Source organism: Cupriavidus sp. OV096 (assembly GCF_900115455.1).
GTDB lineage: Bacteria > Pseudomonadota > Gammaproteobacteria > Burkholderiales > Burkholderiaceae > Cupriavidus.
This window is the reverse complement of the sequence record NZ_FOWM01000002.1, coordinates 606,419-623,703: the sequence shown is the minus strand read 5'-3', so window position 1 is coordinate 623,703 and position 17,285 is coordinate 606,419. Positions and strand designations below refer to the sequence as shown.

The window sequence follows — 17,285 nt, the reverse complement described above, 5'->3', positions numbered from 1 at the left end:
GCCCAGGACCGAGGTCGCCACCGATACCGCGGCTGCGGCGGCCATCACGGCCAGGGCGACAAGATATGGTTTGCGAGAAAGTAGCGTCATGACCAATCCCCAAAAGTTATTGTTGCCCGGACACCTTTTATGAGCGGTTGTCCCCCTGAGGAGGCTGCCCGGGAGCAGCGCGCTGTGAAGCGGCTGCGTAGTTCCACTGTATACAAAAATAGTATCGGCACCTATCGGCGGGTTCTGAATGGCGTGTCAGGATTTACCCGACCCGTTGCGAAAGCCCGACACCGCCGCCGGGGCCCGTTTCGTGACACAACGTACGGGATTGCCCCCTGTTCCGGTCGGCTTGTGGCCAAAACCCGATAGAATTCAGGGTTTGGCAATCCTGGCACGAGACCGCTCGTGCACTTGCCGGCGGCTTTCTTTTTCGTCTTCCTATGCTGACCTTCCAACAAATGATTCTTACCCTGCAGGCCTACTGGGACCGGCAGGGTTGCGCGTTGCTGCAACCGATCGATCTGGAGGTCGGCGCAGGGACGTCGCATGTGCACACGTTCCTGCGCGCGATCGGCCCCGAGCCCTGGCGCGCGGCCTACGTGCAGCCGTCGCGGCGCCCCAAGGATGGCCGCTATGGCGAGAACCCGAACCGCCTGCAGCACTACTACCAGTACCAGGTGGTACTCAAGCCCGCGCCCGAGAACATCCTCGACCTGTACCTGGGCTCGCTGGAAGCGCTGGGGCTGGACCTCAAGCAGAACGACATCCGCTTCGTCGAGGACGACTGGGAGAATCCCACGCTCGGCGCCTGGGGCCTGGGCTGGGAAGTCTGGCTCAACGGCATGGAAGTGACCCAGTTCACCTACTTCCAGCAAGTCGGCGGCATCGACTGCAAGCCGATCACGGGCGAGATCACCTACGGCATCGAACGTCTGGCGATGTATCTCCAGCAGGTGGAGAACGTCTATGACCTGGTCTGGACCGAGTGGGTCGAGAACGGCGAGACGCGCCGCCTGACCTATGGCGACGTCTACCACCAGAACGAGGTGGAGCAGTCCACCTACAACTTCGAACACAGCAACACCGAGATCCTGTTCCGCCATTTCTCCGAGCACGAGGGCGAGGCCCGCCGGCTGATGGGCGAGGTGGGTGACAGTCGCGGCGAGACCACCGAAGACGGCCAGAAGAAGGATTCCGGCGTGCGTCTGGCGCTGCCGGCCTACGAACAAGTGCTCAAGGCGGCACACACGTTCAACCTGCTCGATGCCCGGGGCGCGATCTCCGTGACCGAGCGCGCGGCCTACATCGGCCGTATCCGCAATCTGTCGCGCCAGGTGGCGCAGGCCTACTACGACTCGCGCGAAGCGCTCGGCTTCCCGATGTGCGGCAACGGGGCCCGCGCATGACCTCGCGCGTGCGCGGCGCACGCATGCCGAGGCGCCTGACAGCGCTGGCGACCGTGGTGTCGCTGGCAACGCTGGGCGGCCTGCTGGCGGCGCCCGGCGCGGCGCAGGCGGCTGCCCGCGCGGCCACCACCCCGGTGCCGCAGGCGCTGTACCTGCCGGCCGACCTCGCCAATATCTGCGAGGCCGACCCGCAGGCGCTCCAGCAGGCCATCGCCCGGCACTGGAAGCCGTCGCTGGCCAGCATCGACCAGTGGACGCAGCTGGTGCGCTCGTTCTCGTGCGACCTGTCCGGCTCGCGCGACCTCGGCTGGCACCGCGTGCCGCTGCGCACCTACGAGAGCGCCATCCGCTACCCGCTGCAGTGGGCCACGTGGGAAGAGCGCAACGGCCGCTCGCGCCGCACCGTCCGCAACTATTATTCAGCGGCGCAGTTGCCGCAGAAGATCGATTTCTGGGTGGGCGGACGGATCGACGAGATCCGCTATGACCGCCGCCAGCAGCGCATCGACGCCCGCTTCCCGGCCGCCGGCGCCCGTGGCGCCTCCGGCGTGGTGGCGCAGTGCGCCTACACCACGCTGCAATTCCGCCAGCAGAACGGCCTGTGGCTGCTGTCTGGCGTAGAACCCAATCTCGCGCCGCGCTGCTGACAGCGCGCGCCTTTCATACCCGTTGGATACGATTCATGTCGCAACCCATGACCGATTCGCTGCTGATCGAACTGTTCACCGAAGAGCTGCCGCCCAAGGCGCTCGCCCGCCTGGGCGATGCCTTCGCGCAAGGCCTGACTGACGGCCTGCGCGCGCGCGACCTGCTTGAGGCCGGCGCCAGCGTGACCCCGTTCGCCACGCCGCGCCGCCTGGCCGCACTGGTGACCGGCGTGCGCCGCAGCGCCCCCGACCGCGAGCAGCGCGAGAAGGTCCTGCCCGTCTCCGTGGCGCTGGACGCCAACGGCGCCCCCACCGCCCCGCTCGGCAAGAAACTGGCCGCGCTGGCCAAGTCCGTCGGCGTGGCCGAGATCGACTGGCAGACGCTGGAGCGTGCCTCCGACGGCAAGGCCGAGGCGCTGTTCCATCGCTACACCGCCAAGGGGGCTACGCTGGCCGACGGCCTCCAGGCCGCGCTGGACGAGGCAATCGGCAAGCTGCCGATTCCGAAGCTGATGAGCTACCAGCGCCCGGACGGCACCACGGTGCACTTCGTACGCCCCGCGCACAGCCTGATTGCGCTGTTCGGCGCCGAGATCGTGCCGGTGTCCGTGCTCGGCCTGCCGGCCAGCAATGTCACGCTGGGCCATCGCTTCCTGTCCGAAGGCACCCTCGAGATCCCGCACGCGGCGGAATACGCCACGCTGCTGGAGAACAAGGGCCGCGTGGTGGCGAGCTATGCCGACCGCCGTGAGCGCATCCGCACCGCCCTGCTCAAGGAAGCCGGCGCCGACCAGGTGGTCATGCCGGACGCGCTGCTGGACGAAGTGAACTCGCTGGTCGAGTGGCCGGTGGTCTATCCCTGCCACTTCGAGGAAGTCTTCCTGGCCGTGCCGCAGGAATGCCTGATCCTGACCATGCAGACCAACCAGAAGTATTTCGCGCTGACCGACGCCGCCGGCCACCTGCGCAACCGCTTCCTGATCGTGTCGAACCTGGCCACCGAGACGCCCGAGTCCATCGTCACCGGCAACGAGCGCGTGGTGCGCCCGCGCCTGGCCGACGCCAAGTTCTTCTTCGACCAGGATCGCAAGAAGACGCTGGCCTCGCGCGTGCCGCAGCTCGGCAACGTGGTCTATCACAACAAGATCGGCAGCCAGCTGGACCGTGTGCAGCGCCTGCAGCAGATTGCCGGCCACATCGCCGACGCGATGAATGCCCACGGCGTGACCGTCGACAAGGCCGCCGCCATGCGCGGCGCCGAACTGGCCAAGGCCGACCTGCTGACCGACATGGTCGGCGAGTTTCCCGAACTCCAGGGCACGATGGGCACCTACTACGCGCGCCATGACGGCGAAGCCGACGAGGTGGCGCTGGCGTGCTCGGAACACTATCGCCCGCGCTTTGCCGGCGACGCGCTGCCCGAGGGTGCCGTCAGCACCGCCGTGGCGCTGGCCGACAAGCTCGAGACACTGGTCGGCATCTGGGGTATCGGCCTCCAGCCCACCGGCGAGAAGGATCCGTTCGCGCTGCGCCGCCACGCGCTGGGCATCCTGCGCATGCTGATCGAGCGCCCGCTGGCGGTGCCGCTGGACACCCTGCTGGCGCTGACCGAGCAGGCGTTCGCGGGGATCGTCGCCGTCAAGCCGTCGCGCGAGGCCATCACCGATTTCCTGTTCGACCGCGTGCGCGGCTACCTCAAGGACAAGGGCTACACCACCAACGAGGTGGAAGCCGTGGTGAGCCTGCGCCCGCAGCAACTGCATGACGTGCTGGGCCGCATGGAGGCCGTGCGCACCTTCGCCGCGCTGCCCGAGGCCGAGGCACTGGCCGCCGCCAACAAGCGCATCACGAACATCCTGCGCAAGACCGACGAAGCCATCGGCACGGTCGACACGGCGCTGTTCCAGGAAGACGCCGAGGGCGCGCTGCATGCCGCCATCGAACGCGTGCGTCCGGGTGTGGAAGCGGCCTTCGCCAGCGGCGACTTCACCGGCGCCCTGCGCGACCTGGCCCAGCTCCGCGACGCCGTGGACCGCTTCTTCAACGACGTGATGGTGATGGCCGAGGACGCGCGCCTGCGCGCGAACCGGCTTGCGCTGCTGGCCACGCTGCACACGCTGGCCAACCGCGTGGCGGACATCTCCAAGCTGGCCGCCTGACCGGAGCCCTGCGATGCCACAGTCCCAGCCCCGCTTTGTGATCCTCGACCGCGACGGCGTGGTCAACCTCGACAGCGACCACTTCATCAAGACGCCCGATGAATGGGTGCCGATCGCCGGCAGCCTCGAGGCCATCGCCACGCTGAACCAGGCCGGCTACCGCGTGGTGATCGCGAGCAACCAGTCCGGCATCGGGCGCGGCCTGTTCGAGATGAGCGCGCTGAATGCGATGCACGAGAAGATGTACAAGGGGCTGGCCAACCTCGGCGGGCGCGTGGAGGCGGTGTTCTTCTGCCCGCACACGGCCGCCGACAACTGCGACTGCCGCAAGCCCAAGTCGGGCCTGTTCGAGCAGATCGGCGAGCGCTTCGGCCTGGAGCTGCGCGGCGTGCCCGTGGTGGGCGACTCCCTGCGCGACCTCGAAGCCGGCGTGGCGGTTGGCTGCATCCCCCATCTGGTCCTGACCGGCAAGGGCGTGAAGACGCGTGACAAGGGCACCCTGCCCGCCGGCACGCGCATCCACGACGACCTGGCCGCGTTCGCCCGCTGGCTGATTGCCGGCGATGCCGCCCACAAGGCGTCTTCGTCACCCGCGCCCAGCGCCCCCTGAATTCCGGCCACACTGATGACCTTTATCCGTTCCCTGCTGTTCGCGCTGTACCTGATCGTGCTCACGCCGCCCTACGCGTGCGCCTGCTTCATCGCCTTCCCGTTCATGAACGCCGACCGGCGCTTCCGCTTCGTGCGTGGCTGGCCCCTGCTCGTGATCTGGGCTGGCCGCCTGATCTGCGGCATGCGCTACCGCATCGAAAACGGCGAGCGCATGGACGCGATGCTCGACAAGCCCGTGGTGCTGCTCTCCAAGCACCAGTCCGCCTGGGAAACCGTGGCCTACGTGGCGCTGATGCCCAAGCCGCTGTGCTTCGTGTTCAAGCGCGAGCTGCTGTTCGTGCCGTTCTTCGGCTGGGCGCTGGGCATGCTCAAGATGGTCCATATCAACCGCAAGGAAGGCACGCGCGCGTTCGCCTCGGCCGCGCGCCAGGGCCGCGACCGGCTCGCCGAGGGCGCCTGGATCATCATGTTCCCCGAAGGCACGCGCACGCGCGCCGGCCAGGAGAACCCCCGCTACAAGAGCGGCGGCGCCCGGCTGGCCGTGGAAACCGGCGCCTGGGTGATCCCGATGGCGGTCAACTCCGGACGCGTCTGGCCGCGCAACTCCTTCCTGAAATACCCCGGCCTGATCACGATCTCGATCGGCATGCCGATTTCGTCGGCCAACAAGACCGCCGACGTGCTGAACCAGGAAGTGGAAGCGTGGATCGAGGCCGAGATGCGCCGGATCGATCCCGAAAGCTATCGCCGCAACCCCAGCGAAGCCGCCGCATGAAGCTGCTGCGTCCCACTCCCGACAACCCCGGCGCGCAGCTCGAACTGCCGCTCGCGGAGGCTGCGCCCAGCGCTGCCTCCGCCGCGGATGCCGCGCTGCTGGCGCCCTCGCTGGACACGCCCCCGGCCGACACCTGGCCACCCGCCCTGCCCAACGGCCGCACGCTGCACGTGGGCGAGCGCATGCTCCACTACGCGCTCAAGCGCTCGTCGCGACGCACCATCGGCTTTACGGTGGATGACCGCGGGCTGTCGATCACGGCGCCACGCTGGGTTACGCTGACCGATATCGAGTCGGCCATCCTGGAAAAGCAGCGCTGGATCTTCAACAAGCTGGGCGAGTGGCGCCACCGCGAGGCTCGCCGCATACTGCCGACGGTGCAATGGCGCGAGGGCGCGAGCCTGCCGTTCCTGGGCAAGCCGATCACGCTCCAGCTCGATTCGCCGGCCGGCGCGCTGCTGTTCGACGCCGACACGCGCGTGCTGCACCTGGCGCTGCCGACGCACGCCGACGAGCAGCAGATCAAGGACCGCGTGCAGGGCTGGCTCCAGCACCAGGCGCGCCGCCTGCTGGTGGAGCGGCTCGATATCTACGCCGACAAGCTCGGCGTGCGCCACACCGGCTTCGCGCTGACCTCGGCCGCCACGCGCTGGGGTAGCTGCACCGCCGACGGCAAGATCCGCCTGAACTGGCGGCTCATGCATTTCCCGCTGTCGATGATCGACTACGTGGCCGCGCACGAACTGGCGCACCTCAAGGAAATGAACCACGGCCCGCGCTTCTGGGAAACCGTGGAATCGATCTTTCCCGAGTTCCGCGATGCCCGCGCCCAGCTGCGCGCGCATCCGCCCGAGCTGCTGCCGACGTTCTGACGCCCGGCGAGGCGGGGAGCCGCCGGCGAGGCCCCGCCATCCGGACTAAAATACGGCCTCGCCATCCTACGAATTCCAGAAAAGGGCTCCCCATGCGACTCCTCCACACCATGCTCCGCGTTGGCGACTACCAGCGCTCCATCGACTTCTACACGCGCGTGCTCGGCATGCAGCTGCTGCGCGAGAGCGACAACCCCGAGTACAAGTACCGCCTGGCGTTCGTCGGCTACGGCCCCGAGAGCGAGACGGCCGTGCTCGAGCTGACCTACAACTACGGCGTGGACCAGTACGACCTGGGCACCGCCTACGGCCACATCGCGCTGGAAACCCCGGACGCCGCGGCGGCCTGCGAGCGCATCCGCGCGGCGGGCGGCAAGGTCACGCGCGAGGCCGGTCCGGTCAAGGGCGGCACCACGGTGATCGCCTTCGTCGAGGATCCGGACGGCTACAAGATCGAGCTGATCGAGCGGCATTCGACGCGTGACGCGTCGCGCCCGTAAGCCAGCCCGATGAACACGCAAGCCCTGACGCGGCGCCCGCTGGACGGCACGGCCATCGGCCTGATGGTGTTGCTGTGCGCCGCCTGGGGCCTGCAACAGGTGGTGATCAAGGTGACGGCGCCGCTGATGGGCGCCGTGCTCCAGGCCGGCGTGCGCTCGGCGATTGCGGCGCTGCTGGTGTTCGCCTTCGCGTCCTGGCGCGGCACGCCGCTGTGGCAGCGCGACGGCACGCTGCGCCCCGGGCTGGTGGCCGGGCTGCTGTTCGGCGCCGAGTTTTTCTGCATCTTCGTCGGGCTGGGCCACACCACGGCCTCGCGCATGGCCGTGTTCCTCTACACCGCGCCGATCTTCACGGCGCTGGGCCTGCACCTCTTCGTGCCCGGCGAGCACCTGCGGCGCGGCCAGTGGCTGGGCGTGGTGCTGGCGTTCTGCGGCATGGCGCTGGCCTTTGTCGATGGCATCGCGGCCACCTCGGCGCATGCCAGCACGCTGCTCGGCGACGCGCTGGGCGTGGTCGCCGGCGCGCTCTGGGCGGCCACGACCATCGTCGTGCGCGCCAGCTCGCTCTCAAGCGCCCCGGCCAGCAAGACGCTGCTGTACCAGCTGGCGGTCTCGGCGGTGCTGCTGCTGGCGATGGCGCTAGCGGCGGGTCAGGCCGGGCGGGTGGAAGTCAACGGGATGGTGGTGGCGAGCCTGTTCTACCAGTCGGTGCTGATCGCGTTTGCGAGCTACCTGATCTGGTTCTGGCTGCTCAGGCAGTACCTGGCGTCGCGGCTGTCGGTGTTTTCGTTCCTGACACCGCTGTTCGGCGTAGCCTTCGGGGTGCTGCTGATGCACGACGCCGTCGGCCTGCGCTTCGGCGCGGCGGCGGTGCTGGTGCTGCTGGGGATCGTGCTGGTGAACCGGAAGGGCTGAGGCACAGGCACCGCGATCAAGCTCGCGGCGCCTGTCATCGAACGACTTAGCGCGGGAACGAGAACATTCCGAGCGCGTCGCGTACCTCTTCCAGCGTCTGCTGGGTCAGTTCGCGCGCTTCGGCCGTGCCCTTGCGCAGGATCTCGAACACATAGCCCGGGTCCTTCGCCAGTTCCTCACGGCGCTCGCGGATCGGGCGCAGCATCTCCTGCAGGATGCCTTCCACACGGCGCTTGAGCACCATGTCGCCCAGGCCGCCACGGCGGTAGTGGTCCTTCAGCTCGGTCACTTCCTCCACGTTCGGATCGAACGCATCGAGGTAGGTGAACACGACATTGCCCTCCACCTGGCCCGGATCGGACACCTTCAGGTGGTTCGGGTCGGTGTACATGCGGTGCACCGCTTCCTTGATCTGCTCGGGCGAGGCGCCCAGCGGAATCGCGTTGCCCAACGACTTGCTCATCTTGGCCTTGCCATCGACACCCGGCAGGCGGCCATGCTTGGGGATCAGCGCGGCGGCTTCGGGCAGCACGTCGCGACCCACCTGATGGTTAATCCGGCGCACGATCTCGTTGGTCTGCTCGATCAGCGGCGCCTGGTCCTCGCCCACCGGCACCAGCACGGCCTTGAAGCCGGTGATGTCCGCCGCCTGCGAGGCGGGATAGCACAGGAAGCCCGCCGGGATGTCACGGCCAAACCCGCGCGCCTGGATCTCTTCCTTGATCGTCGGATTGCGTTCGAGGCGCGCCACCGTGACGAAATTCAGGTACATCAGCGTCAGTTCGGCCAGCGCGGGCAGGTGCGACTGCACGGTGATCGTGGTCTTGGCCGGGTCGATGCCGACGGCCAGGTAGTCTAGCGCCACTTCCAGCACGTTGCGCCGCACCTTTTCCGGATCGTGGGCGTTGTCGGTCATGGCCTGCGTGTCCGCCAGCAGCACGTACTGCTTGTGCGAGTCCTGCAGGGCGACGCGGCTCTTGAGCGAGCCGACGAAGTGGCCCAGGTGCAGCGGGCCGGTGGGGCGGTCACCGGTCAGGATGACGGGACGCGGGTCGGTTTTCGCGGTTAGCGTGTTGGCGGTCATAAGCGTCGCTGGAACTTCGGAATATTCGAAAAAATTCGGAAAACGGAAAACTATGCGTGATTCAGGCCACGCCGCGCGCGGGGCGGGGCGCGGCGCTGTCGCCGACGGTGCGCGCCAGCTCGACATACTCGGCCACGGGCACTTCCTCGGCGCGGCGGGTAAGGTCGAAGCCGAGCTTGTCGAAGTCGACCTGATCGCGCAGGAAGGACAGCGTGTTGCGCAGCACCTTGCGGCGCTGCGAGAACGCGGCGGTCACCACGTCGCCCAGCACGCCTGCGTCGCAGGCGGGGTACGGCGAGCGCAGCCGGCCATCCTCGCCGCGCGGCCACGGGATCATGCGCACCACGGCAGAATCGACCTTGGGCGGCGGATTGAACGAGCCAGGTGGCACATCGAGCACATGTTCCATGTGATAGCGCACCTGGAGCATGATCGACAGCCGCCCGAAGGCCTTGCTGCCCGGGTCCGCCACCATGCGCTCCACGACTTCCTTCTGGAGCATGAAGTGCTGGTCGCGCACCTGGTCCGCGAAGTCCATCAGGTGGAACAGCAGCGGGCTGGAAATGTTGTACGGCAGGTTGCCGACGATGCGCAGCGGGCGGCCGGTCTCGTGCAGCTTGCCGAAGTCGAACGCCAGCGCGTCGCCGGCGTGCACGACCAGCCGGTCGTTGTAGCGGCGGCGCAGGCGGTCCACGAGGTCGCGGTCCAGCTCCACCACTTGCATCTGCGGCAGGCGCTCGAGCAGCGGGTCGGTCAGCGCGCCGAGGCCCGGGCCGATCTCGACCACGATGTCATTCGGTTGCGGATCGATCGCGCCGACGATGCCGTGGATGATGCCGTCATCGACCAGGAAGTTCTGTCCGAATCGTTTGCGGGCCACATGGCCCTGGTGCACGTTTGAACGCATGGTGTCTGCGGCTGGCGGTCAGCGGGTAGCGGGCCACACGCCGGCATTGCCGTCGTGATGGCGCCCGTTGGCGTGGCCAGCCATGGTAATGGCACTGCGGATGGCCTCGATCATGCTGCCGTGCTCGGCGCGGCCGCTGCCGGCCAGGTCGAGCGCGGTGCCGTGGTCCACCGAGGTGCGGATAAAGGGCAGGCCCAGCGTGATGTTCACGCCGTGCCCGAAGGTGCCGTACTTGAGCGGCGCCAGTCCCTGGTCATGGTACATCGCCAGCACGCAGTCCGCGTCGCGCAGGTGGCGCGGCTGGAACAGCGTGTCGGCCGGATAGGGGCCGCGGGCGTCGATGCCGGCATCGCAGGCCAGGGACAGGGCGGGGCCGATCACGTCGATCTCCTCGCGCCCCATGTGGCCGCTCTCGCCGGCGTGCGGGTTCAGGCCGGTCACCAGGATGCGCGGCCGGGCGATGCCGAAATGGCGACGCAGGTCGGTATCGATGATGGTCAGCGTCTCCACCAGCATCGGGATGTCGAGTGCGTCGGGCACCGCGCGCAGCGGCAGGTGCGTGGTGGCCAGCGCCACGCGCAGCATGGCGTTGTCGTGGGCCGGCTGCGGGCCGGCCAGCATCATCACCACACGCGGCACGGCGGCGCGCTCGGCCAGGTATTCGGTGTGGCCGGTGAACGGCACGCCCGCGTCGTTGATCGTGCTCTTTTGCACCGGCGCGGTGATCATCGCCGCGTATTTGCCGGCCTGCAGGCCGTCGATGGCGGCGTCCAGCAGCGCCAGCACGTAACGGCCGTTGCGGGCGTCGAGCTTGCCCGGCTCACTCTGCACGCCGAGCGGCACATCCTCCACCACCACCCCGCCTTCGCCGATCTGGCGCGTCCAGGCGTGGCCGACGCCCAGCGCCGCGGCCCGGCTGGCCAGCAGACGGGCATCGCCCAGCACATGGAAGCGGTAGTGCCCGTTGCGGTTGCCATTGCTGCCGGCAAGCTGCAGCAGCGCCCCGATCGTGATGTCGGGGCCGATGCCGGCAGGTTCTCCGGTGGTAATGGCTAGCGCGAGCGGGTCGGGCATGGATGGGGTGGGGTCGGGGGCGCCGGCGGATCAGCGCTGGCGGTTGATGCGGTATTCCACGTACGCCGCGCTGCGGAGCTGGCGCACCCAGTCATCATAGGCGGCGCGCAGCTTCTGCTCCCGGACTTCCGAACGGGCGAAGTCGCGCTGCTTCTCCGCCGACACCTCGGTCTCGCGGCGATTCATCACCTGGATCAGGTGCACGCCGAACTGGGTGACCACCGGGTCGGAGATTTCGCCCGGACGCAGCCGGTTCATGGCCTGCTCGAACTCGGGCACCAGTTCGCCCGACGAGACCCAGCCCAGGTCGCCGCCCTGCTGGGCCGAGCCGTCCTGCGAGAAGCGGCGCGCGAAGTCGGCAAAGTCGCCGCCGTGCGTGATGCGGTCGCGCAGCGTCGTCATCTGGCGGCGTGCCTCGGCCTCGGGCATGTTCGGACCGGTGCGCACGAGGATGTGGCGCACCTGGGTCTGCGTGATGCGCTCGCTGGCCTGCGGCTGGTCGGCGGCCGGCGCAGCGCGCTTGGCCATCAACCGGATCACATGGAAGCCGTTGGCCGACTCCACCACCTCGGGCACCAGTGCGCCGGGCTGGAGGTCCACCACGGCGTTGGCGAACAGCGCCGGCAGGCGGCCGATCTCGCGGAAACCGAGCGCGCCGCCCTGCGCCGCCTCAGGCGCTTCCGAGTTGGCCTTGGCCAGCGCGGCGAAGTCCGCCCCGCCCTGCGCCTGCTTCAGCAGGCCCTCGGCCTTGGTCTTCAGCTCGGCCTTCTGGGCGTCGGACGCGTTTTCGGGCACGCGGATCAGGATCTGGGCGACGTTGTACTCGGTCGGCCCGGCCGGCGCGGCGCCGCCCTTGCGCGCGGCGAGGTAGTTGTCGATCTCGCCGTCGTAGACCTGCACCTTGGAGTCGACCTCGCGCTCGCGCAGGCGAATCACCTGCACCTGCTTGCGGAGTTCGTCACGATACTTGGTCCAGCTCATGCCGCTGGCTTCCACGCGGCTGCGCAGTTCGGTGGCGGTCAGGCGGTTCTGCTGCGCCACGGACTCGATGGCGCGGTCGACTTCCTGGTCGGTCACGCGGATGCCGGCGTCCTGCGCGGCCTGCGTCTGCACGCGCTCCATCACCAGGCGCTCGAGCACTTCGCCGAGCAGGTCGGCGCGCGGCGGCACCTCACGCTGCGCGGCGCGCAGTTGGCTCTCGATCTCGTCGGCGCGGTCCAGCAGCTCGCGCCGCGTGATCACGCTGTTGTTGACCACCGCCACCACTTCATCGACAAGCTGCGAGCGCTTCTGGCCCGGCTGCGGCACGCCCATCTGCGGCTCGCTCGGCGGCACGGCGGTCTGGGCGGGCTGCTGCAGGAAGATGCCCGAGGTGCGGCCGCTGCCGCTGCCGCTACCGGAAAGTGACGGCTTGCCCGAGGGCGCCGACGGGGCCTTGAGCTGCGCCACGGCTGGCGCGGCCAGCGCGGCAAGCACGGCAGCCATCGCCACGTGCCACAGGGGGTTGGATCGGGACAGCGCGTTGGAAGCTCGACGTTTCATCTTGGTCCGTCATTCATAGTGATCGTACTGGGACGTGGGCACCGGACGTGCGGTAACAGGCTCGTAGCCCGGCACGTTCAGACGCAGCATGTCCAGCGGGTTGGAACCGATCTTGGACAACCCGCGGAATTCCACCTGCAGGAAGAACCGGCCGGTATAGCCCTGCGTGGTGTTGCGGAAACGCTGGTATACCACGCGTCCCACCCAGCAGTCGGCGGCGTATTCGATGCCGGCCAGCGCATCGACCAGTTGGTTGGCGGTCTGGTCGAACGCCACCCGGCCAATACCGTAGGTGCGGCGCGTGATCGGCCACTGGCTCGACAGCTCGAACTGGTCGATGGCCGAGTTATCGGTCACCGAGGTCGGCCGGCGATAGCGGTAGCCCACGTTGACCAGCTTGCGCGACTCCGGCCGCCACGCGAACGCCACGTTCGAGTAGTTCACGCGGTTGTCCTCGGGGCTGTACTGGATGCCCGCATCGAGATAGTAGCCGCGGAACAGCTGGATCGTGGTAGCTGCGAGCAAGTCAGAATAGCTCGGCTTGGTATCTGTGGATGTACCGGTCAGCTGCACGCGCTGGCCGGTGAAGTCCACGCGCTGCGCCAGCGTGCCGCGGAAGCGCTCGATGCCGGTCTCGGACTCGATCAGGCGCGTGGTCACGCCCGCCGTGAGCTTGTTGTTGTCGGCGATCCGGTCATTACCGGTGAACGCGTTCTCGCTGAAGATCTGCCCGTAGCCGAAGTCTGACTGGACAGTATCGAACAGCGGAAACTGGCTCTGGTCGCGGAACGGCGTGTAGACGTAGAACAGGCGCGGTTCCAGCGTCTGCGTGTAGTTCACGCCGAACAGCTTGCTCACGCCGGGCGCCGCGCGGTCGAACACCATGCCCGAGTCCAGGCTCACCGTCGGAATGGCGCGGCCGAACGAGGTCTGCGCGCCGGTGGTGTTGGTGCCGGCGTCCATGTTGTACTGCGCGGCGTTGAAAATCAGCTTCGGCGTCACGAACCAGCCGGGGCGGATGATCGGGTAACTGATCACCGGCTGGATAAACGCGCGGTTGCCCTCCGGCTGCTGGATGCCGGTGGACGTTAGCGGAATCCGGAAGCGGGTGTAGTCGGCTTCCACCGCGATATCGAAGCCGCCGAAGTCATAGCGCGTGTAGCGGCCGTTCAACTGCGGCTCGCGCTCGTAGGACGGCTCGCTCGGACGCAACGTCTGGAACTTCTGCACCCGCGCCATGAAAGAAAAGTCCTGCCAGTTGTAGATCACGCCGCCTTCCTGCGTGTACTGGCGCAACGTGGACTGCGATACCGAGCGCGTCAGGTCGTCCGGGTACTGGTCGTCGGACACCTTGCTGACGTTGGCATACGCCGTCAGGCCCTTGGCGATCGTCTGGCTGTGCTGGAACGAATACGCCCAGCGGTCGCGCTCGGCTTTCTTGTCGTCCGGCAGGAATTCGGCCCGCAGGCGGCCAGCGTAGCCGTCACCGATATAGCGGTAGTCGCCGCCCAGCTGCACGCCGCGCGAGCTCAACAGGCGCGGATAGAGTGTCAGGTCGCGGTTCGGCGCCAGGTTGAAGTAGTACGGCACCGTCAGGTCGAGACCCGACTTGGAGCTGTAGCCGAACAGCGGCGCCAGCGCCCCGCTGCGACGCTCGTCGTTCAGCGGGAACGAAAACGCCGGGGCGCCGGCGATCGGCACATTGAAGAAGCGCAGCACGCCGCCATAGGCGGTGCCCACCTGGCGGTCGTTGTCGATGTCGATGCGGTTCGCGCTGAAGTACCAGTCGGCGTTGTCGGGCGAACAGGTCGTGTACGACGCCTTCTTCATCGTGCTGCGATCGGGGTCGATGAAGTCGATGCGCTCCGCGCTGCCCGCGCCGCCAGTCTGCTGGAAATAGTAATCGGGCGAGAGCATGTAGCCCTCATTGGCCTCCACGCGCAGCTTAGCCTCGGGGCCGATGGCCAGCGTGCCGCTCTTGGACAGGCGCACGTTGCCCGTGGCATGGGCCTCGTCGGTGTCCTGGTCATAGGTCACCTTGTCGCCCTTGACCACGGCGCCGTCGCGGCGCAGCTCGGCATTGCCCTCGAGCGCCACGCCCTTTTCGCTGAAGCCGGTCAGGCTGTCGCCCGAGACATAGGCCGGGGCGTTGGGGTTCGACGGGGTCGAGCTCGGCGCGATGTTCATGCTGCTGGCCGTGGCCGCCTTCGGCGGCGCCTCGTCCAGGCGGGGCACCAGCACGCCGGCTTGCGGCGCGGGCGGCGGGGCTTCGGGGGTCTGGGTGACCGCCGGCTCGGCGATGTCGATGTTCGGGATGGCCGAGCCCGCGCCATATTGCGCGTGCACGCTCACCGACAGGCCCGCCATGGCCAGCACGAGCGGACGCAGGGTGCTGGCCGGCAAAGCGGCACGCATGCGCCGCGGCAGGCCGCGCAGCGCGGGCGGTCGGGTGGCCGGATGATGCGGTGATCGTTGTTGTTCGGTCATGCGGACGGTTATCGGTCGGCTCGGCGCCGGGCTGCGGAACGGTCCCGCGAACGGTTCCGTACTTCCCGCCAACCCTTGCCGGAGCAGGCTGCGGGGCAACAAAGGCCCCTCCCGGGGGCCACCCGGCGCCCGGGTCTGGTCGGGTATTATACGGGGCATCGTATCCACCCAATCCGGCATGGCAGCACTTATTCACGACCCAACCTCCGACCCGCGTATCGCCCAGCTCAAGAGTTGGGTCGCCGGGCTCGGCGCCACATGGTCGATCGACCCCGACTCCTGCGCCCCGGCATCCGCCGACGCCAGCTTCCGCCGCTACTTCCGCGTGCGCACCGGCCATGCCGCCCATCCGACGGCCATCGTCATGGACGCCCCGCCCGCGCACGAGGACTGCCGGCCGTTCATCCACGTGGCCGGGCTGTTCGGCGAGGCCGGCGTGACCGTGCCCACCGTGCTGGCCCAGGACCTGGCGCAGGGTTTCCTGCTGCTGGCCGACCTCGGCAGCCAGACCTACCTGTCGAAGCTGGACGCCTCGTCCGCGCGCGGCCTCTATGACGACGCCGCCGCCGCGCTGGTCAGGATCCAGCTGGCCACCCGCCCCGGCACGCTGCCCGCCTACGACCGCGCCCTGCTCCAGCGCGAGCTGGACCTGTTCCCCGAGTGGTACGTGGGCCGCCACCTGGGCGCCACGCTGAACGACGCCCAGCAGGCCGACCTGCGCGAAGTCTTCGACGCCGTGCTGGCCAACAACCTGGCCCAGCCGCGGGTCTACGTGCATCGCGACTATCACTCGCGCAACCTGATGGTCCTGCCCGATGGCGCCAACCCCGGCATCCTGGACTTCCAGGACGCCGTGATCGGCCCGGCCACCTATGACGCGGTCTCGCTCTGGCGCGACGCCTATATAGAGTGGGACGAAGAGCAGCAGCTCGACTGGCTGATCCGCTACTGGGAGCGCGCGCGCAAGGCCGGGCTGCCGCTGAACGCCGATTTCGGCGCCTTCTACCGCGATTTCGAGTGGATGGGCCTGCAGCGCCACCTGAAGGTGCTCGGCATCTTCGCCCGCCTGTACCACCGGGATGGCAAGGACGGCTACCTCGCCAACCTGCCGCTGGTACTCAAGTACACGCGCAACGTGGCCGGCCGCTACACCGAGCTGCGCAAGCTGGTGCGGCTGCTCGATGCCCTGGAAGGCACCGAGCGCCCCGCCGGGTTCACGTTTTGAGCGCCGCCCCCGCTGATCCTGCATCGCCCAGCCCCGCGCCGGTCACCCGTGGCGGGGAATGGTGGGCCGGCGTGCGCGCGCTGGCGCCGATGCTGCTCGGCGTGGTGCCGTTCGGCCTGATCTATGGCGTGCTGGCGGTCAATGCCGGCATGCCCGCCTGGCTGGCCTGCGCGATGAGCGCCATCGTGTTCGGCGGCGCCTCCCAGATGATCCTGACCCAACTCTGGGCGGCCGGCACGCCGGCGCTGGTGATCGCCTTCACCGTGGCGATGGTCAACCTGCGCCACGCGCTCTATTCGGCCACGATCGCCCCGTCGCTGGCACCGCTGCCGCGCCGCTGGAAGGCGCTGGTGGCCTACCTGCTGACCGACGAGGCCTTCGCCGCCATGACGCGCCGCCTGGGCGATACCGGCGAGCGGGCGCGCTACCGCCACTGGTTCTACTTCGGCGCCGGCTTCTCGCTGTGGTCGAGCTGGCAGCTCTCCACGCTGGCCGGCGTGCTGGTCGGCGCGCAGGTGCCGCAGGACTGGCCGCTCGATTTCTTCCTGCCGCTGACCTTCATCGCCATCATCGTGCCGAACCTCAAGCACCGCGCCCACGTGGCCGCCGCGCTGGTGGCCACGGCGCTGGCGGTGGCCTGCTTCGGCCTGCCGCACAAGCTGGGCCTGATGGTGGCCGCGCTGGGCGGCATCGCGGCGGGCATGCTGCTGCTCGGGCGCGGGCACCCCACGCCGGGCCGCAGCCCGCGCAAGGAGCCGGCGGCATGAATCCGATGACCTTGCTGTGGGTGTTTTTGGGCGCCGGGCTGGCCACGTACCTGATCCGGCTGTCGTTCATCGCCGTGGAAGGCCGCGTGCGGCTGCCGTCCTGGTTCCGCACCGCGCTCCAGTTCGTGCCGGCGGCGATGCTCTCGGCGCTGATCGCCCCGGACCTGCTGATGCACGACGGCGCGCTCTACCTGAGCCCCTATAACACCCGGCTCGTGGCCGGGCTGGTGGCCATCGTCATCGCCGCCTACACGCGCAGCGTGGGCTGGACGATTGCCGGCGGCATGGCCACGCTGATCGCCCTGGAGTATTGGTTGTGAAC

The 17,285-nt window shown here is 68.5% G+C and carries 16 protein-coding genes; 11 read left to right on the top strand and 5 right to left on the bottom strand.

Annotation, left to right across the window (positions count from 1 at the left end; all coding sequences use genetic code 11):
• The first annotated feature begins 431 nt into the window (after positions 1–431).
• The 8 genes from glyQ (at position 432) to BM115_RS06875 (ending at position 7,877) form a co-directional block, all read left to right on the top strand.
• Complete coding sequence (glyQ, locus tag BM115_RS06910) at positions 432–1,397, top strand: glycine--tRNA ligase subunit alpha (RefSeq protein ID WP_092291953.1); 966 nt, start codon at positions 432–434, stop codon at positions 1,395–1,397.
• Positions 1,394–2,044 (top strand): hypothetical protein, encoded by a 651-nt coding sequence (locus tag BM115_RS06905; RefSeq protein ID WP_255370717.1) that lies wholly within the window; start codon positions 1,394–1,396, stop codon positions 2,042–2,044. Before glyQ ends, BM115_RS06905 begins: the two co-directional genes overlap by 4 nt.
• A 35-nt stretch (positions 2,045–2,079) precedes the next feature.
• Positions 2,080–4,203, top strand: coding sequence for a glycine--tRNA ligase subunit beta (gene glyS / locus BM115_RS06900; protein ID WP_092291951.1), 2,124 nt, complete (start codon positions 2,080–2,082; stop codon positions 4,201–4,203).
• 13 nt (positions 4,204–4,216) lie between these two features.
• Positions 4,217–4,813: a D-glycero-beta-D-manno-heptose 1,7-bisphosphate 7-phosphatase gene (gene gmhB, locus BM115_RS06895; protein ID WP_092291949.1), complete on the top strand. Its 597-nt coding sequence runs from the start codon at positions 4,217–4,219 to the stop codon at positions 4,811–4,813.
• 15 nt (positions 4,814–4,828) lie between these two features.
• Positions 4,829–5,590: a lysophospholipid acyltransferase family protein gene (locus BM115_RS06890; RefSeq protein ID WP_092291947.1), complete on the top strand. Its 762-nt coding sequence runs from the start codon at positions 4,829–4,831 to the stop codon at positions 5,588–5,590.
• Positions 5,587–6,462 (top strand): M48 family metallopeptidase, encoded by an 876-nt coding sequence (locus BM115_RS06885; RefSeq protein ID WP_092291945.1) that lies wholly within the window; start codon positions 5,587–5,589, stop codon positions 6,460–6,462. Before BM115_RS06890 ends, BM115_RS06885 begins: the two co-directional genes overlap by 4 nt.
• A 92-nt stretch (positions 6,463–6,554) precedes the next feature.
• Entirely contained in the window at positions 6,555–6,962 is a 408-nt protein-coding gene (gene gloA / locus BM115_RS06880) for a lactoylglutathione lyase (RefSeq protein WP_092291943.1), read from the top strand.
• A 9-nt stretch (positions 6,963–6,971) separates the two neighbouring features.
• Positions 6,972–7,877 (top strand): DMT family transporter, encoded by a 906-nt coding sequence (locus BM115_RS06875; RefSeq protein ID WP_092291941.1) that lies wholly within the window; start codon positions 6,972–6,974, stop codon positions 7,875–7,877.
• 46 nt (positions 7,878–7,923) lie between these two features.
• Here the strand turns inward: BM115_RS06875 and trpS are convergent, their stop codons facing one another.
• From trpS to BM115_RS06850, 5 genes are all read right to left on the bottom strand, one after another.
• The gene (gene trpS / locus BM115_RS06870; protein ID WP_092291939.1) at positions 7,924–8,961 is read right to left on the bottom strand and encodes a tryptophan--tRNA ligase; all 1,038 of its coding nucleotides are present in this window, start codon (positions 8,959–8,961) and stop codon (positions 7,924–7,926) included.
• Positions 8,962–9,022: 61 nt separating this feature from the next.
• Positions 9,023–9,868 (bottom strand): 16S rRNA (adenine(1518)-N(6)/adenine(1519)-N(6))-dimethyltransferase RsmA, encoded by an 846-nt coding sequence (gene rsmA, locus BM115_RS06865; protein ID WP_092291937.1) that lies wholly within the window; start codon positions 9,866–9,868, stop codon positions 9,023–9,025.
• Positions 9,869–9,886: 18 nt separating this feature from the next.
• Positions 9,887–10,942, bottom strand: a complete 1,056-nt coding sequence (pdxA, locus tag BM115_RS06860) for a 4-hydroxythreonine-4-phosphate dehydrogenase PdxA (protein WP_092291935.1) — start codon at positions 10,940–10,942, stop codon at positions 9,887–9,889.
• A gap of 30 nt (positions 10,943–10,972) precedes the next feature.
• Entirely contained in the window at positions 10,973–12,484 is a 1,512-nt protein-coding gene (locus BM115_RS06855; protein WP_092291933.1) for a peptidylprolyl isomerase, read from the bottom strand.
• A gap of 9 nt (positions 12,485–12,493) precedes the next feature.
• Positions 12,494–14,971: an LPS-assembly protein LptD gene (locus tag BM115_RS06850; RefSeq protein WP_092291931.1), complete on the bottom strand. Its 2,478-nt coding sequence runs from the start codon at positions 14,969–14,971 to the stop codon at positions 12,494–12,496.
• 178 nt (positions 14,972–15,149) lie between these two features.
• Here BM115_RS06850 and BM115_RS06845 point away from each other — a divergent pair, with 178 nt between their 5' ends.
• From BM115_RS06845 to BM115_RS06835, 3 genes are all read left to right on the top strand, one after another.
• Entirely contained in the window at positions 15,150–16,196 is a 1,047-nt protein-coding gene (locus BM115_RS06845; RefSeq protein WP_092291929.1) for an aminoglycoside phosphotransferase family protein, read from the top strand.
• A gap of 89 nt (positions 16,197–16,285) precedes the next feature.
• Positions 16,286–16,963, top strand: a complete 678-nt coding sequence (locus BM115_RS06840; protein ID WP_255370732.1) for an AzlC family ABC transporter permease — start codon at positions 16,286–16,288, stop codon at positions 16,961–16,963.
• The gene (locus BM115_RS06835) at positions 16,960–17,283 is read left to right on the top strand and encodes an AzlD domain-containing protein (protein WP_092291925.1); all 324 of its coding nucleotides are present in this window, start codon (positions 16,960–16,962) and stop codon (positions 17,281–17,283) included. The genes BM115_RS06840 and BM115_RS06835 overlap by 4 nt, the downstream gene beginning before the upstream one ends.
• Positions 17,284–17,285: the final 2 nt, after the last annotated feature.

Excerpts from the sequence above, each read along its gene's own strand:
- BM115_RS06885 (WP_092291945.1), top strand. The coding sequence starts at position 5,587 with ATGAAGCTGCTGCGTCCCACTCCCGACAACCCCGGCGCGCAGCTCGAA.
- BM115_RS06835 (WP_092291925.1), top strand. The coding sequence starts at position 16,960 with ATGAATCCGATGACCTTGCTGTGGGTGTTTTTGGGCGCCGGGCTGGCC.
- BM115_RS06905 (WP_255370717.1), top strand. The coding sequence starts at position 1,394 with ATGACCTCGCGCGTGCGCGGCGCACGCATGCCGAGGCGCCTGACAGCG.
- pdxA (WP_092291935.1), bottom strand. The coding sequence starts at position 10,942 with ATGCCCGACCCGCTCGCGCTAGCCATTACCACCGGAGAACCTGCCGGC.
- gmhB (WP_092291949.1), top strand. The coding sequence starts at position 4,217 with ATGCCACAGTCCCAGCCCCGCTTTGTGATCCTCGACCGCGACGGCGTG.
- BM115_RS06845 (WP_092291929.1), top strand. The coding sequence starts at position 15,150 with ATGGCAGCACTTATTCACGACCCAACCTCCGACCCGCGTATCGCCCAG.
- BM115_RS06890 (WP_092291947.1), top strand. The coding sequence starts at position 4,829 with ATGACCTTTATCCGTTCCCTGCTGTTCGCGCTGTACCTGATCGTGCTC.
- gloA (WP_092291943.1), top strand. The coding sequence starts at position 6,555 with ATGCGACTCCTCCACACCATGCTCCGCGTTGGCGACTACCAGCGCTCC.
- BM115_RS06855 (WP_092291933.1), bottom strand. The coding sequence starts at position 12,484 with ATGAAACGTCGAGCTTCCAACGCGCTGTCCCGATCCAACCCCCTGTGG.
- glyQ (WP_092291953.1), top strand. The coding sequence starts at position 432 with ATGCTGACCTTCCAACAAATGATTCTTACCCTGCAGGCCTACTGGGAC.
- BM115_RS06875 (WP_092291941.1), top strand. The coding sequence starts at position 6,972 with ATGAACACGCAAGCCCTGACGCGGCGCCCGCTGGACGGCACGGCCATC.
- BM115_RS06850 (WP_092291931.1), bottom strand. The coding sequence starts at position 14,971 with ATGACCGAACAACAACGATCACCGCATCATCCGGCCACCCGACCGCCC.
- rsmA (WP_092291937.1), bottom strand. The coding sequence starts at position 9,868 with ATGCGTTCAAACGTGCACCAGGGCCATGTGGCCCGCAAACGATTCGGA.
- glyS (WP_092291951.1), top strand. The coding sequence starts at position 2,080 with ATGTCGCAACCCATGACCGATTCGCTGCTGATCGAACTGTTCACCGAA.
- trpS (WP_092291939.1), bottom strand. The coding sequence starts at position 8,961 with ATGACCGCCAACACGCTAACCGCGAAAACCGACCCGCGTCCCGTCATC.
- BM115_RS06840 (WP_255370732.1), top strand. The coding sequence starts at position 16,286 with ATGCTGCTCGGCGTGGTGCCGTTCGGCCTGATCTATGGCGTGCTGGCG.